Here is a 14,903-nt window from a genome sequence, read left to right on the forward strand (position 1 = left end):
TACGTCTGTTAATTTAGTTAGAGAAAAACTGGATCAATGAAAATCTGTTGTCACGCACATGAGCTAGTGTCGCCAACGTCTTCATCAAAAATTTCCCACAGGTCGTCTATTTTATCATAATGTTTAACCTGAATTAATCCTGTGATTTGGCGCAGGCGGTAGAGTGATCGGTAGTGAGGAGTGCAGCTTTATTGGCTCGGCAAGCGTGGCTTTACTAAAGTCATAGCCAACTCTAGAGCCTCTTGACGGGTCTCAATCTCACCCTCGGCTCTCGCCAACTGAATGGCTTCTAGAAGCTGACCAATTTGTCGTCCGGGCGGTAGATTGAGCTGGGTCATTAGATCTTTGCCCGTCAGCGGAGCCGCCGGGTGAGCCACCGGATCTTCAGGCTGCAAGAATCGCTCGATCAGAGGGGCGATCGCCGCCAGAGAAGTCCCCCATGCCATTGCCAGAGCTGCCAGAGCGGGGAATGCCGAGCCAACGCCGCGAAAAAGATTGTACTGATCTCGCAGCGATAAAGGCTCTGCCTCAACGGCGCAAATTTGGGGGAGCCAATGGATCGCAGTCAATACTGCCTGGATCTCAGCTCGGCTGTACTTTAAACGCCACAGCTCCTGCTCTGCCCTAGATGGCTCAGGGCTGACTAGACAGCTCAGCTTAGAAATTTTCAACCAGCTTCGCCCCGTGCCGGAAGTCTTGTGCTGATCTCGCAGCCAACCCGACAATTCCAAGCCCGTAGCTCCCCAAGTTTTGGAGAGCGTCACTGCCGCTTCGTCAATTTGCCCTAGCTGCTGCAAGCCAATGGCGGTCGCATGGGGAAACCAGTGCTTCAGCAAGCCGTCTTGCCATGCCATGGCTAGAAAAGGAGTCCCCTTAGCAGTGCTGAGCAAATAGCCAATTTCGCCCTGAACCCGCTCGGCAGCGATTTCTTGCAGCAGGGTCGCTAGGTGTTGAATCGTTTTGCGGGTGTTTGGCTCCAGCGTAAAACCAAGCTGAGCCGCCTGTCGGTAAGCCCGCAGCAACCGCAAAGGATCTTCTTTGAGGTTTTCGGGCGCAATCATCTGGATCACCTGCTGCCGCAGCGCGATCGCCCCTTGCAGCGGATCGAGCACCTCCTGGGTGTGAGGGCTGTAGGCGATCGCATTCACGGTAAAGTCGCGCCGATGCAGATCTTCTTCCAGACTATCGCCCACCTGCTGAGCAAAATCGACGGTGGCCTTCTCAAACACCACGCGGGCGATCTGGCGCTCAGCATCCAGCAGCACAAATCCTGCCTGATAGTGAGTCGCGATCGCTTTAGCGACCTTCACTGCCCCTTCGGGCATGACGAAATCCAGGTCTAAATAGTCAGCCCGTCTGCCCAGCAGTGCATCCCGGACGTTGCCCCCAACTAAGTAGGTCGATCGGGGCAGCCAATCCAGGCTAAACGGCCAGGTTTGCGGCGATAGCACTGAGGCATCTAAACCCTGTGTCCGCGCAATGTCTTCAAATAAATGCGTCTCTAACAAATACGTCTGCTCCAACAGATTGTCCTAACGTGATGGGCGATTTTGCTCTGAAGTCCCAGCTAAAATTGCGCCTACTAAAACTCTATGTTTACTGAAATTAGCGGCAAATGGTCAGTCGATGTTCAATTAAATTCGGGTGCCCAGATACTAGAGACTTCCATTTCCCACCCCGGCAGCAGTTCGGGGACTGTGAAGCGATCGCCATTATGCAAGGTAATGGGTTCGGCATTCCTGCGGCAGACCTCGATCGTCTGAGTCTGATAGTCTACGAGCGCACCTACAGTTGTACCGAGTTCCAAAAACTGCCGGATTTTAGCTCTGAGGGAATCAAGGCGATCGGTTTTAGAACGCACCTCAAATATGAGATCGGGCACGAGCTGGGCATAGTCTTCAGTGGTGTAGGGCATCCGCTCAGCCCGAACAAATGACACGTCAGGGGCGCGAGTGTCTGAGTTAGGCAAGACGAATCCAGCGCTCGATCCAGTGACTCGTCCGCATCGCCGAGGACGTACCCAGTTGCGAAGCTGCGCACCAATTTCTAGAGCAATTTCATCGGATTCGTAGCCACAGGGCGACATGACAATGATCTCTCCGTTGACTAGCTCCAATCGGTGATCGGGATGTTGAGCCTGGAATATTTTGAGGTCTTGAGCGGTGAGAGCCATACTGCCTCCTAAATTGTGGCGCGATCGCAACTCCCAATGCCTGAGTAATACCTGACGTTAGCCGTGCGATTTCACAAAGGCGGCAATCCGCTCCATGCCGCGCTCAATGGTTTCAATGTTTGTAGCGTAGGACAGGCGCACGAAACCCTCTGTGCCAAAGGCAAGGCCCGGAATCCCGGCAACCTGCTGTTCTTCGAGCAAAGCACTACAAAAATCAACAGAATTCATGCCTGTCTTGCGGATGTCCATCAGAACGTAGAACGCACCGTTGGGTGTCGGGCAGCTCAATCCGGGGATGCTATTGAGCGCTGCCAAAATCACTTTACGCCGCTCGGTGAAGGCGGCAAGCATTTCCTTAACGCAGTCTTGAGAGTTTTCGTAGGCGGCGATCGCCCCATACTGAGCAAAGGTGCAGACGTTTGAGGTACTGTGTCCCTGAATCGTAGACGCGGCTTTGATTAGGGGCAAAGGAGCCGCCAAAAAGCCAATGCGCCAGCCCGTCATGGCGTAGGTTTTGGCAAAGCCGCTGCTGACGATCGTTCGCTCAAAGGCTTCAGGGCTGACGGCACCCATGCTGAGGTGGGTAGCTCCGTCGTAGAGAATCTTCTCGTAGATCTCGTCAGAAATCGCCCAGATGTCATGATCTACAACGACCTGAGCCAAAGCCCGCACCTCGTCAGGTGTGTACACCATGCCTGTGGGGTTAGAGGGTGTGTTGAAGATAAAAATCTTGGTTCTGGGAGTGATGGCTTGCTTGAGCTGCTCAGGCGTGATCTTGAACTCTGCCTCAGCCGTCGTGGGCACAACTATAGGCGTTCCACCCGCCAGCTTCACCATTTCTGGGTAGCTGAGCCAGTAGGGCGAAGGAATAATCACCTCATCGCCTGGATCAATCAGCGCCATGATGGCGTTGTAAAGCGACTGCTTGCCGCCGTTGGTGACCACCACGTTTTCGGGCTGGTAGATGAGCTGGTTGTCTCGCTGGAGCTTGTGGGCGATCGCTTCTCGTAGCTTGGGTTCACCCGCCACTGCGCCATAGCGCGTCTTGCCACCCTCTAGAGCCGCCGCCGCCGCTGTACGAATGTGGGTTGGGGTTTCAAAATCTGGCTCCCCAACGCTGAAGCTAATGACATCAATGCCTTCTGCCTTCATGGCTTTAGCTTTTGCATCAATAACCAACGTAACCGACGGTGTGACCTGTCCCAAACGTGCTGCCAGTTTCATTGCCTAACTCTAGAAAACGCTATATTTCTGTCTCTAAAAATTCAATGAGACCGAACAAATTTACCGAATAAATTTATTAAGTGCGATCGAATCTTCATCCTCCACTCTAGTTCAAATTTTTGATGCGTCGATAGGAAATGTAGGGGAATGTCAGGTGATGGTTACATCTAGGGAGTGGGGAGTGGGGAATGGGGAGCGAGGAGTGGAGCGAGGAGTGAGAAGATAAGTGTTGAGGACAGCCGTTAATCAGTTGCCAATCGCTTACGCTTACTTGATAGAGAGAGTTATAAAAATCACTCGCTACTAGCTCGCTATCAATAAAGTCTCGCTATTAATAAAGTAATTATGGCTTTGCAGTGCAGCACTGTGTTTGTGGCGTTGGCTGATCCAGATGGCAAAACTCTGATGCGGTTTTATCGGCAGCTTTTTGGGCAAGAGCCTGTCAGACATATCCCCGAAGTCTATGCAGAGTTTCAGCTTCCAGGTCTGCGACTTGGCATCTTTAAACCCAGCACAGTTCACCGATCGGAGTTTGAGGGGCAGGCGGGCAGCATTAGCCTCTGTATTGAGGTAGATCAGCTAGAGGAGGCGATCGCTTCCGTGGAGCAAGCTTTCGTTGAAACTCGGCTGACCGGCGATCATTTACTTCCAGGCGATATCATCACTTCTTCTCACGGTCGAGAGGTGTATGCCTACGATCCGGCTGGCAATCGGCTGATCTTACATGAGACTAAGCTGCCTCAGCCCTATCTCACTGGCTTGCCCATCCCTGACTTGCCCCTCACTAATTTGCCCATCGTTAAGATACTCAAAGCCGAAATCTCTGAAGCCGAAATCTCTGAAGCTGAAATCTCTGAAGCTGAAATCTCTGAAGCTGAAATGCAGGAGAGCCAGCTTCAAGAAATCCAGATAGAGCCTCCTGTTCATCAAGTACCCTCCACTCAACAGAAGCGTAAGAGCAGCCCTAAAGTAAAATAAACGGCATTGCTCGATCGGCAGGTGAATTTTGTGAGAAGGGCGCTCTGCACCCTTCTCACAAAAAATCATCCCTAAAATTAGCGCAACGCTAAGTATATCTGTCACCAGTTGTCCTAGGACATTTAGGGTGAGGCGTTTCGCGCCCCACCCTGAATGTCCCCGTTCTAACCGCCTTGGCGGTTGCTATAAATATCGATAGAGTAGACATGACCAGCAGTATTGCAAACGCAGAGATGAGATCATGTTCAAGTCAGGATTGACTTTTTTCTTTACCCTGTTTTTTCTCCTGACAGGCTGGCTCAACTTGGAAGCAGCGATCGCTGCCCCTCCCGTTCTAAACTCATCCCTTCAATCTTTTTCTAGTGCACCTATCGTCGGAACTGCTATGGGAAGTAAATCACTTTTTTCGTTCTCAGGAAAACGCCCGACTAATTTGGGCGTGACTGCCGGGAAGCTAGCGCCCTGTCCTAGCTCTCCTAACTGTGTTAGCAGTCAGGCTTCAGAGTCTGATTCGGAGCATCAAATTGGGGCGATCGCCTATAAGTCTTCTGGAACGGCACTATCAAACCTCAAGTCGGTGATTGAAGGCATGGAGCGCACTAACATTGTTGCCGCCACCAATGACTATCTCTATGTCGAATTCACCAGCGCGCTAATGGGCTTTGTGGATGATGTGGAGTTTTATCTCGACTCAGATGCAGGTGTCCTTCAGGTGCGATCGGCATCTCGTTTGGGCGAATCAGATTTGGGAGTAAATCGCAAGCGGGTAGAAGAAATTCGATCGAAATTTGCGGCGCTGGAGGCTTAAACCCTAAAGCCTAAGCTTTGGGTATAGAGATTTTGCGGGAGCAAATTAGCTTAAAGTTCCCCATTTATCTTCTATTCCCACAAACTGTGATCTCTATCACGAAATTAAATGATTGAGATCGCGATCGCTATAGTTCCCGACCTGCATACTGTAGGAGACTCAACTCTAGCCGAGTCATCAACAGGGAACACACGACTTGCCGGCAGACTCTTAACAGAAATCTGTCGGTTTTTTATTGCCAAAATCAGTAGAGTGCTGATTTTGCAAACATTTTTTCTAAAGCGTCACCTAATTTTTCTCTCAAGACAGTTGGATGGAATTGAGTTGAATGCTTTAATATACAAGCCTCAATATACAAGCCTCATAGTGCGAGCCTCATAGTGCGAGCCTTCCAGTGCAAGACTCACAGTACAAGACTTCAGACTTACCTCCTCCACCGATTAAGAGATCCATGGCTAGCGACGACCAAATTGATCTATTTAACCTGGGTGACATTGCTGTAGGTGATACTGCCTCAGATCGAGCCATTGACCCTGAGTTAATTCCTACAAATGTCAAGATCCCGATTCCACCCGGCACTTACTCCAACATGGAGGAAATTAAGGCGCATTGCGATCGCTGTCATCGCTGTGAGCTGGGCGCAACGCGAACCCATGCTGTGGTCTATCGAGGCAATGTCCAGGCTCCGATCATGATTGTGGGCGAGGGGCCTGGAGAAAATGAGGATTTGCAAGGTCTGCCCTTCGTCGGAAAATCGGGACAGCTCTTAGACAAAATTCTGGAGTCGGTACAGCTTACCGAAGCAGATGTGCTGATCGCCAATATCGTTAAGTGCCGACCGCCCGAAAACCGCACGCCGACCCCTGCCGAAATGGATGCCTGTCGTCCTTATCTGTTGGAGCAAATTCGCATGGTCGATCCTAAGATTATCTTGCTGGCAGGGGCTTCTGCCGTGAAGGGTCTGGTGGGTGACAAGCGAGGCATCACTAAGATTAGGGGCGAATGGATTGAGTGGGAAGGACGCTTCTGTATGCCCGTGTTTCATCCGGCATACCTGTTGCGCAATCAGTCTCGCGAGAAGGGTAGCCCTAAGTGGCTGATGTGGCAGGATATTCAAACCGTGCGCGCCAAGCTAGACGAATTACGAGAGAAATCCTGAAGATTGAGTCACCATCAGGGGGTTGGAAAGTGGTAGTGGTATTTAGGTAAGGATTTTTTGTTGTGTGGGCTTTGCCCACACAACAAAAAATCCTTACCCCTTAAGGACTACCTGGAAAGTCATCGGTGAGACAGATCTTTAGGGTCATTAGTGAGAAGATGACCCCTGAGAAATTCTCGAAGGCGGCTCTCGATCGCTAGATAAAGATGAGCACAACTCGAATCTTCAATAGCGCTAATTTTTTGCAGCCCACAGACGGAGAACCGATTCGCTCGGTTGTGACAGAATCTCAAGAAGCCGTTATTGTTGCCTGGACTATCCAGCCTGGTCAGACGATTCCTGCCCACATTCATCCTCAGGGGCAAGATACCTGGACTATTTTGGCTGGCAAAGGAGACTATTGTCTGGACATGGCGGGCACTACAAAACCGATCGCCGCAGGAGATGTCGTCATTGCTCATAACGGATGTGTGCATGGCGTGTCTAACACAGGGGATGAGCCTTTGGTATTTATTTCAGTGGTGTCGCCAGCCAGTGCGGGGTATCAGCTTATCTCATTAGATCATGCTGCTGTCCAGTCCTAGTTATTTATTAGCAGCCTATGAAAGGGTTAATCCAATATCTTTATGAAATCAAATTAGACAAAGCAATTCTCTGGTGCTATCTGATTTGGTACCTTGTGACGGTTTATTTTCATTTTGATCCTTCACCCAAGGTGTGGATTAATGCAGTTGGTATTAGTGTGGTTATTGGCATAGGTTTGCTACTGAGCGTATCTTCAGGCGGTGCGGGAAAAGGCGATCGCTGGCAAACCTTCAGACTCTTTCTGATGCCTTTCTGTGTTTCCAGCTTTTCAGCTTTGATTAAAGATAAAGGATTCATGGTGTTTATATCACCTAAACTGAGCGAAACATTAACATCAGTGCTTGGCTGTGCATTGTTTCTGTCTCTTGTTTTTGGAATAAAGCTCATTAAAAACAGAGCAGTTTGATCTTAACCAATCAGGATGCTCAGGGAGTAGATGGGGGTGATGGTCTAGACGTGTTGTTGATTTTTTTGAAACACAATCGTGGACATAGCGCTACGCGCTTAGATCCAATGAGTTATTTTTTGAGAGCCGCGCGGAGCGCGGCTCTCAAAAAATAACCCGTCCTAACTCAATTACATAGGACTACATGCTTCTACGAGCCTGATTTCCCTACCCTCTTTTTTCAAGGGCTAGAAGGGTTGCCTGGGGTGAGAGGAGTCGGGTCGCAGTTAACTCTGCAAAACCCTCTGCGGCTTCATGGCATGCAGTACGTTAAATCCTAGGGCAATGACGATTAGGATCATGCCGATCGCCTCTGCCAAGTCTGGCACTTCGCCCAGCTGCACCCCAGCCGCGAATACGCCAATCACCGGGTTGGCTAAAGTACCCAATCCCGCAACGCCAGCGGGTAAGCGTCTGAGGGCAAACATCCAGAGCATATAGGCGATCGCCGTTCCCGGAATAATGTTGTAGAGTAGCGCCGCAATGAAAGTGCCTGTCCATTGCACTGGAGGACTGGGCAACAGCAGTGACACCAGAATTAGAGGAATGCTGCCTAACAGCATTTGCCATGCCGTCAGCGAGAGCAAATCTACTGAGTGATTTTGGGCAATTTTTTTGACCACGATCGCGCTCATGCCCCAACTCATCCCGGCAAGAACGGCTAGCCCTTTGCTAAAGGAAGCATCCGTCAAATTAAGCGGCAGCAGAATCAGCATCAGACCCACCAGCGCTAGCGACACATGCAGCCATTGGGCTTTGTGCAGTCGCTCCCGCAGCAGCACCCAGGCGAACAGCAAAATCCAAAAGGGCATTGTGTAGCAGAGGATAGAGGTTTTTCCTGCCCCGCCGCTCACCAATGCCCAAGTAGACAGCCCAATCATGCCGCTCGTCTGCAAAACGCCCAGCAGCAGCGTTGCCCCAAAAACAGGTGGCTTGAGGGGCTTGCGCAGCACAATCATCACTAGAAATAGGCTGAGCGCCCCCCAAAAAGCCCGCATAGCAGCAAAATCAAACGGAGCAGCATACTGAACTCCCAGCTTCATCACCACCCAGTTGTAGCCCCAGATTACAGCTAGAGCCAGCAGAGCCACTATTGCCGAAGTTTGCGCTGGCGGAGCCGCCAAAGTCTGAGTAGAAGATTTTTGTTCAGTCACAGGTTTTACTCACAGTCATGGACTTTGACTAAGGCTGGAAGTTTCCGCCAAGAGCGATCGCCCTGACTGGCAAAAATGGTTAAAAGCTGAGCGAGGCAAAGGTTGACCTCAAAAAAGCGGAAAGGTGTGAGGAATCAAACCTACCACACAATAAAAGCTTATATCGGGCTTTGCCCCCTTTCTTCTAGATCAACTGATCGGCTATCTGCGTCAACATAAGCACCGTCAGGTTAGCCACTAGCATAGATCTGCAAAATTTCAATGCCCTACAAGAGCATTGAAATTTTGTGTCTGAACAAACTTCAGAACAGCTTATAGATTTTCTAAACTTGCATTTTCCGATGCCTTAACTAGACATCGTGCTAATTATGCATAGTAACGCTGTTCCAACCAAGCACACACATCATCTTCAGAATCAAAGAATCGAGATTTGGCTGTGATTGGGTCGAAAACGCGCCATTGTAAATTGCCTTGGCGATCGTATTCCTGACGAATTTGTGGGTCAACATTGACAACTGTAATGGCGTTCCAGAGGTTGCCAATGAGATTTCCAATTTTTGATGTTACGGACTCTGAGCCGCCAGCCGAATTGGATGTAGAGTTTCCAGCTGTTTGGAAAGGGCTGTTAGATAGATACGATGTGGTCTTCATGGTCTTTTCTCCTAAAATTTAAGATGCTTCAGCATTTTTCACCCTTAAATATCAGGGGAGCCTTAATGACTAGAAATAAGTGATTGCCTAGACAAACTCTTATTTCAAATAATCATTTCACTCAAGCTTGGGGTTGGTTTTTGAAACCTAAACTAGAACCTAAAACTGCTTACTGAATGTTCACCTATTCAATATAGAAACTTTACCCATAAGTTTCAAAAGGTAACGTTCATCGCTTCTATGAAAAAAATTCATACAAATAGGCTGGGGTGAATCGGCTATCTGCGGCACAATCATGAGGGTATTAACTAAGGCAATGTTAGTGAATTGGATTGCGCTTCAGCTCCCATTTCTCCCTAAACCGATGAACTTAGAAGGCATCAAACTATCGCAGTTGCGGGCTTTGGTGGCGGTCGCAGAGTATGGCAACTTTAGTGAGGCGGCGCTGAGCTTGGCTTTATCTCAGTCGGCAATTAGTCATGCGATCGCCACCCTAGAGGAGGAATTAGGCATCACGTTGTTTTCGCGCGGACGGCATGGCGCAACCTTGACCCCGGCAGGAGAGCGCATTCTCAAGCTCGCTCAAGAAATGCTGCAACTCTTGAAAAGCATGGGCAAAGAAGCCAATATCGTCAGGGGATTAGAAGGCGGAGAGGTCAGATTAGCCTGTTTTCGCAGCGTAGCAACCCATGTTTTACCCGGCGTAATTGCCCAGTTTCATCAGCGCTATCCGGCGATCGCCCTCACCATCAACGAGTTTTCGGGCGGTGCTCAGGTTGAGCAGGAGTTGCGCGAGGGGCGAGTAGGCATCGGCATTACCTTACTCCCCCTCAGCGAAGAGTTTGAATCCTGGGAGCTATTGCGGGATCAGTATATTGTGATTTTTCCGCCCCGCTACAAAGTGCCCGATGCGCCTACTTGGGGACAGATATCTCGCTACCCGCTGATTTTGCCGCCGGAGGATGACACCTGCCGATCGCAAATTCAGCAGCATCTTGGCAGTCTGGAGCAAAGCCTGAAGCCTGCCTATGAGGTGCGAGAAGACTCAACGATCGTCAGCATGGTGCGGCAGGGGTTGGGGATATCTATGCTGCCGCGTCTTGCCGCAGAGCCGCTGCCGACGGGCGTACAGACGCGACCTTTACCCGTGCCGCTAGAGCGAGTTATTGGCGTTGCGACGCTGGCAAACGCCGCCCAGCCACCCGCAGTCTACGCCTTTTTGGATACGCTAAGGGAGATGCGGCGATCGGGTCAGCTCATTACGGAGGGAAGCGATGAATCTCGAAAACATCAAGTTACACCAGCTTAGATCCCTGACGGCTGCTGCGCAGTGCGGTAACTTCAGCGAGGCGGCGCTGCTGCTGAATGTGTCCCAATCTGCGGTCAGCCACGCGATCGCGGCTTTAGAGACAGAGCTAGGCGTTGTCCTGTTTGCCAGAGGGCGACATGGCGCAACCTTAACTCCTGTAGGCGAACGCATTGTGACTCACGCCCAGGATATTTTGCGATCGATCGACAATGTGGGCAAAGAGGCGGTAGCGACTCGCAGCTTGCAGGGCGGACAGGTGCGCATTGCCGCCTTTCGCAGCGCTGCCACCCATCTGCTGCCCAAAGTCATGGTGCAGTTTCAAAAAGCCTTTCCAGCGATCGCGGTCATTCTACGCGACTTTCAGCATTGTGTTCAAATTGAAGCTGCTCTGCGATCGGGACAGATCGATCTGGGTCTGACCCTGCTGCCCACTGCCCCTGAGTTCGAGACTTGGGAATTGCTCCGCGACGAATATGTAGTGCTGCTGCCGCCCGACTGGACAATTGCCCATGACCCAATTACCTGGGATCATCTGGCAACCTATCCGCTGATCTTGCCGACCGAAAACGACTGTTGCCGCGCGATTATTAATAACTACTATGCACGACTTCGGCGATCGCTTAGCCCCACCTATGAAGTGCGAGAAGACTCGACGATCTTAGGCATGGTGGAACAAGGTTTAGGGTTTACCATCATGTCGCGGCTAGCTGCCGAACCGATTTCGCCCCGGATTCAAATCCGCACTCTGCCCGATCCGCTAGAGCGAGTGATTGGCGTTGCGGTGTTGGCGGATGCTCAGCACCCACCCGCAGTTTATGCTTTTTTGAATCAGCTTCAGCAGATGGGACGATCGGATAACGTGGCGCAGCTGCCTCTGCGATCGGTCAGCTAGCTTTTCCAAACATGAATCTATGGATAAAAACTTAGCTGCGGCAGACCCAGGGTTTCGTCCCAGCCCATCATAATGTTAAGACACTGAATTGCCTGACTCGCCTGACCCTTCATCAAGTTGTCAATGACAGACATGACGATGACGCGATCGGTACGGGGATCAACCTCAATGCCAATCATACAGAGGTTAGTACCCGTCACCCACTTGGTTTGGGGATACACGCCGCTGGGCAAAATTTTCACCCAAGGCGAAGCCCGATAAAATGCCTGGAAAATCGTCAGCAAGTCGTCTCGCACCAGTCCGGGATCGCGGAGAGTGGCGTAAACGGTTGAGAGAATGCCGCGCACCATAGGGATCAGATGGGGTGTGAACTGGACAAGCACCTCACGTCCCGCCAATTCGCTGCACACCTGCTCAATTTCGGGTGTGTGACGGTGACGAGCCACGCCGTAAGCCCCCACTGACTGGTCGGCTTCGGCCAGCAGCATATTGACGGCAGCTTTGCGTCCGCCGCCAGAAGTGCCTGTCTTAGAGTCAATAATGGCGCTCTCTGGAATAATCAAGCCCTGTTTCAGCAGGGGAGACAACGCCAGCAAACTTGCGGTGCAGTGGCATCCGGCACAGCCGATCAGCTGGGCTGTGGCAATCCGATCGCGGTATAGCTCCGGCAAGCCATACACCGCTGTCTCAGCAATGTCGCGATCGGTGCGTTCTTTGCCATACCAGGCTTCGTAAATGTTCAAATCGGTAAAGCGGTAGTCGGCAGAGAGATCCAATACCTTGCAGCCCTTTGCCAGCAGCTTAGGAGCCATATCGCAAGCTAAACCATTGGGCATGGATAGGAAAACCGCCTGACAGCGATCGGCAATTTGGTCAAGATCGATCGCCTCAATCATCAGTCCTGGCTTATGGCTCAGATGAGGGTAGAGGTCAGAATACGGTTTTCCAGCGCTACTATCTCCGCCCAAATACACCAGCTCTAGATTGGGGTGATCTTGCAGCAGACGAACCAACTGTACGCCCCCGTAGCCCGAAGCTCCCACAATTCCTACTGGCACAAGTCCTGAATCGCCCATGATGGTGTACCACGCTTAAAATTTGAACTGCAAAAAGTCTAGTGGAAAATACAAAAGATTTGAGTAGAAATACAATAAGGGAACCTGTTGATCCCGTCTATAGGTGTGCCCTATAAAAATACAAAAGCTAGTCTAGAACAACCTGAAAACTGCATTTTAGTCTGAAGCTTCTTATTCTGCGGTTTCTCTCCGCTATCGGCTGGGTCGTCATTATCAAGAAGCGCTAGGATTTGAGAGAAGAGACTTCTAAAAAAGATACTTCAAAATTCTAGAAAAGATACTTCAAAAAAAGGCTGATCCGATCGCTTCCATCTCAGACGCTTGGGCTTCCGCCAGCTCCAATTGACCGAAGAGGTGATCTGAAAAGTATCAAATGTGCTGCATTCGCCCCTCAACCCTAACTCTGGAGGACTTTGAACAAGAACTGGCTACGTGCTTTGCACAAACAGACGCTAAATTCTCCCGAATTGGGGTCTAGCGCCTGCGGCAAGCAAGAAAAGGGGGCGGTTCGGGTCGCAATTTTCACTTCCATCCTCTAAACTGATTTTCTTTAAACTGATTCGCTAGACATTTTACCTGGGCTTTTCTTGTGGAACCGCTTCAACACGCAGATGACACGATATCTTCTCAATCCTCAGAGTTGCCCTTCCAATTTGATTCGATCGATGCAGCGCTAGCCGATCTGAAGGCAGGACGATCGATCGTAGTGGTGGATGACGAAAACCGCGAAAATGAAGGCGATGTCATCTGTGCGGCACAGTTCGCCACTCCTGACATGATCAACTTTATGGCGGTTGAGGCGCGGGGGCTGATTTGTCTAGCTATGACGGGCGATCGCCTGGATGAGCTAGATTTGCCGCTGATGGTGAATAGCCACAACTTTGAAGACAGCAACGAGCAGACGGCATTTACGGTCAGCATTGATGGTGCCTATCACCTGGGAGTGGGCACGGGCATCTCCGCTGACGATCGCGCCCGCACGATTCAGATTGCCATTAACTCTAACAGCAAGCCCAACGATCTGCGTCGCCCCGGACATATTTTTCCGCTACGCGCCAAGCAGGGCGGCGTTTTGAAGCGGGCAGGACATACCGAAGCCGGGGTTGATCTGGCGCGGATGGCGGGTCTGTATCCGGCTGGGGTGATCTGTGAAATTCAGAACCCGGACGGATCGATGGCGCGGCTGCCGGAATTAATTCAATATTCTAAGCAGCACTGCTTGAAGCTAATCAGCATTGCCGACCTGATCAGCTATCGGCTTCAGCACGAGCGGTTTGTGCAGCGAGAGGCGATCGCCCAAATGCCCAGCGAATTTGGTCAGTTTCAGGTGTATGCCTACCGCAATTTGCTCGACCACTCAGAACATTTGGCGATCGTCAAAGGCAACCCCGATCGCTTCAAGGATCAGCCGATTATGGTACGGGTGCATTCTGAATGTCTGACGGGAGATGCATTAGGGTCGCTGCGCTGCGACTGCCGAATGCAGCTTCAGGCGGCGCTGAAAATGATCGAGAATGCCGGACAGGGCGTGGTCGTCTATCTGCGGCAAGAGGGGCGCGGCATTGGGCTAATTAACAAGCTAAAAGCCTACTCGCTGCAAGATATGGGGCTGGATACCGTCGAAGCAAACGAGCGGCTGGGATTCCCGGCTGACCAGCGCAACTATGGTGTGGGGGCGCAAATTCTCAATGACTTAGGCGTACAAAAGTTTTCCCTGATTACTAACAATCCCCGCAAGATTGCTGGACTCAAGGGCTATGACCTAGAAATGGTCGATCGCGTCCCCTTGCTGATCGAAGCTACTTCATACAATGTGGATTACCTGGCAACCAAAGCCGAAAAGATGGGGCATTTGCTGCTGCGTACTTACTTAGTAACGGTGGCGATCGCGTGGCGACCGGAAGCTGATTTAGAGCAAGGTGAAGCACCTGTTAGCTCCACCAATAATGAAGCTATTGCCGAACGTTACGAGCGGCTAGAAAAAATTCGGCATCTGGCAAAAGATTTCGATCTGCTGCTGCAAGAAGATGCTCGACCTCTGGCAACAGCGCTGTTTAGCAAAGCCTCGCTGATTTTTCATTTAGGACTGGATCAGCCTGGAGTTGCCGCAGCAGACTGGTACCAAGATCCAGCGCATCCTCATATTAAGGCGATCGCCCAAATTCTTGATGCGTTGGCGGGCTGGCAATCGGTAGAGCAGCTAGAGTTTTTGGTTTCGGCAGGAGGCGATCCGTTAGCAAATTTGCAGGTACAGCTCGATCGCCAAATCTTTAGTCTCGATAAAACACCCGATAGTTTCAAGCCTTCCGATGCCTGTCATCAGCTTGAAACTCAACGGATTTATGTATTCTCTAAGCATACGCCGCCAGATTAAGCCTACTGTTTGCAAGAGATTTAAAGAGCTGACGTTGCTGGTTTTATGTATGAATTTTTCTGACAGGGGGTGCTC

At 50.8% G+C, this 14,903-nt stretch carries 14 protein-coding genes; 8 read left to right on the forward strand and 6 right to left on the reverse strand.

The genetic code is table 11. The features are described from left to right. Positions 1-188 precede the first annotated feature (188 nt). The 3 genes from AC5JMP_RS23020 to AC5JMP_RS23030 all read right to left on the reverse strand — a co-directional run bounded on the left by AC5JMP_RS23020 (position 189) and on the right by AC5JMP_RS23030 (position 3,397). Positions 189-1,523 (reverse strand): tRNA nucleotidyltransferase/poly(A) polymerase-related protein, encoded by a 1,335-nt coding sequence (locus AC5JMP_RS23020; protein WP_495853838.1) that lies wholly within the window; start codon positions 1,521-1,523, stop codon positions 189-191. A gap of 107 nt (positions 1,524-1,630) precedes the next feature. After that, positions 1,631-2,173, reverse strand: a complete 543-nt coding sequence (locus AC5JMP_RS23025) for a Uma2 family endonuclease (RefSeq protein ID WP_495853839.1) — start codon at positions 2,171-2,173, stop codon at positions 1,631-1,633. Positions 2,174-2,230: 57 nt separating this feature from the next. Continuing rightward, the gene (locus tag AC5JMP_RS23030; protein ID WP_495853840.1) at positions 2,231-3,397 is read right to left on the reverse strand and encodes a pyridoxal phosphate-dependent aminotransferase; all 1,167 of its coding nucleotides are present in this window, start codon (positions 3,395-3,397) and stop codon (positions 2,231-2,233) included. 345 nt (positions 3,398-3,742) lie between these two features. Between AC5JMP_RS23030 and AC5JMP_RS23035 the strand changes: the two genes are divergently transcribed. From AC5JMP_RS23035 to AC5JMP_RS23055, 5 genes are all read left to right on the forward strand, one after another. Further along, complete coding sequence (locus tag AC5JMP_RS23035; protein ID WP_495853841.1) at positions 3,743-4,375, forward strand: VOC family protein; 633 nt, start codon at positions 3,743-3,745, stop codon at positions 4,373-4,375. Positions 4,376-4,616: 241 nt separating this feature from the next. After that, positions 4,617-5,183, forward strand: coding sequence for a DUF1499 domain-containing protein (locus AC5JMP_RS23040; protein WP_495853842.1), 567 nt, complete (start codon positions 4,617-4,619; stop codon positions 5,181-5,183). A 451-nt stretch (positions 5,184-5,634) separates the two neighbouring features. After that, positions 5,635-6,342, forward strand: coding sequence for a uracil-DNA glycosylase (locus tag AC5JMP_RS23045; RefSeq protein WP_495853843.1), 708 nt, complete (start codon positions 5,635-5,637; stop codon positions 6,340-6,342). 206 nt (positions 6,343-6,548) lie between these two features. Beyond that, positions 6,549-6,926, forward strand: coding sequence for a cupin domain-containing protein (locus tag AC5JMP_RS23050; protein ID WP_495853844.1), 378 nt, complete (start codon positions 6,549-6,551; stop codon positions 6,924-6,926). 17 nt (positions 6,927-6,943) lie between these two features. Next, entirely contained in the window at positions 6,944-7,333 is a 390-nt protein-coding gene (locus AC5JMP_RS23055; protein ID WP_495853845.1) for a hypothetical protein, read from the forward strand. Positions 7,334-7,599: 266 nt separating this feature from the next. On the opposite strand, the gene AC5JMP_RS23060 is transcribed toward AC5JMP_RS23055, so the two are convergent. Next, positions 7,600-8,526: a DMT family transporter gene (locus AC5JMP_RS23060; RefSeq protein WP_495853846.1), complete on the reverse strand. Its 927-nt coding sequence runs from the start codon at positions 8,524-8,526 to the stop codon at positions 7,600-7,602. Positions 8,527-8,892: 366 nt separating this feature from the next. Beyond that, positions 8,893-9,177 carry a hypothetical protein gene (locus AC5JMP_RS23065; protein ID WP_495853847.1) on the reverse strand — a complete coding sequence of 95 codons (285 nt, stop codon included), beginning with the start codon at positions 9,175-9,177 and terminating at the stop codon, positions 8,893-8,895. Positions 9,178-9,541: 364 nt separating this feature from the next. Here AC5JMP_RS23065 and AC5JMP_RS23070 point away from each other — a divergent pair, with 364 nt between their 5' ends. Both AC5JMP_RS23070 and AC5JMP_RS23075 read left to right on the forward strand, forming a co-directional pair. Next, positions 9,542-10,486 (forward strand): LysR family transcriptional regulator, encoded by a 945-nt coding sequence (locus AC5JMP_RS23070; RefSeq protein ID WP_495853848.1) that lies wholly within the window; start codon positions 9,542-9,544, stop codon positions 10,484-10,486. Continuing rightward, positions 10,452-11,378, forward strand: a complete 927-nt coding sequence (locus AC5JMP_RS23075) for a LysR family transcriptional regulator (RefSeq protein ID WP_495853849.1) — start codon at positions 10,452-10,454, stop codon at positions 11,376-11,378. Before AC5JMP_RS23070 ends, AC5JMP_RS23075 begins: the two co-directional genes overlap by 35 nt. 17 nt (positions 11,379-11,395) lie before the next feature. Here AC5JMP_RS23075 and argC read toward each other — a convergent pair whose 3' ends face one another. Beyond that, positions 11,396-12,454, reverse strand: coding sequence for an N-acetyl-gamma-glutamyl-phosphate reductase (gene argC, locus AC5JMP_RS23080; protein WP_495853850.1), 1,059 nt, complete (start codon positions 12,452-12,454; stop codon positions 11,396-11,398). A 589-nt stretch (positions 12,455-13,043) separates the two neighbouring features. Between argC and ribBA the strand changes: the two genes are divergently transcribed. Then, positions 13,044-14,828: a bifunctional 3,4-dihydroxy-2-butanone-4-phosphate synthase/GTP cyclohydrolase II gene (gene ribBA, locus AC5JMP_RS23085; RefSeq protein ID WP_495853851.1), complete on the forward strand. Its 1,785-nt coding sequence runs from the start codon at positions 13,044-13,046 to the stop codon at positions 14,826-14,828. Positions 14,829-14,903 lie beyond the last annotated feature (75 nt).

Source organism: Drouetiella sp. (assembly GCF_059504425.1).

Bases quoted from the DNA above. Each gene is read 5' to 3' on its own strand.
- AC5JMP_RS23030 (WP_495853840.1), bottom strand. From the start codon at position 3,397: ATGAAACTGGCAGCACGTTTGGGACAGGTCACACCGTCGGTTACGTTG.
- argC (WP_495853850.1), bottom strand. From the start codon at position 12,454: ATGGGCGATTCAGGACTTGTGCCAGTAGGAATTGTGGGAGCTTCGGGC.
- AC5JMP_RS23035 (WP_495853841.1), top strand. From the start codon at position 3,743: ATGGCTTTGCAGTGCAGCACTGTGTTTGTGGCGTTGGCTGATCCAGAT.
- AC5JMP_RS23075 (WP_495853849.1), top strand. From the start codon at position 10,452: ATGAATCTCGAAAACATCAAGTTACACCAGCTTAGATCCCTGACGGCT.
- AC5JMP_RS23045 (WP_495853843.1), top strand. From the start codon at position 5,635: ATGGCTAGCGACGACCAAATTGATCTATTTAACCTGGGTGACATTGCT.
- AC5JMP_RS23025 (WP_495853839.1), bottom strand. From the start codon at position 2,173: ATGGCTCTCACCGCTCAAGACCTCAAAATATTCCAGGCTCAACATCCC.
- AC5JMP_RS23070 (WP_495853848.1), top strand. From the start codon at position 9,542: ATGAACTTAGAAGGCATCAAACTATCGCAGTTGCGGGCTTTGGTGGCG.
- AC5JMP_RS23050 (WP_495853844.1), top strand. From the start codon at position 6,549: ATGAGCACAACTCGAATCTTCAATAGCGCTAATTTTTTGCAGCCCACA.
- AC5JMP_RS23040 (WP_495853842.1), top strand. From the start codon at position 4,617: ATGTTCAAGTCAGGATTGACTTTTTTCTTTACCCTGTTTTTTCTCCTG.
- AC5JMP_RS23055 (WP_495853845.1), top strand. From the start codon at position 6,944: ATGAAAGGGTTAATCCAATATCTTTATGAAATCAAATTAGACAAAGCA.
- AC5JMP_RS23065 (WP_495853847.1), bottom strand. From the start codon at position 9,177: ATGAAGACCACATCGTATCTATCTAACAGCCCTTTCCAAACAGCTGGA.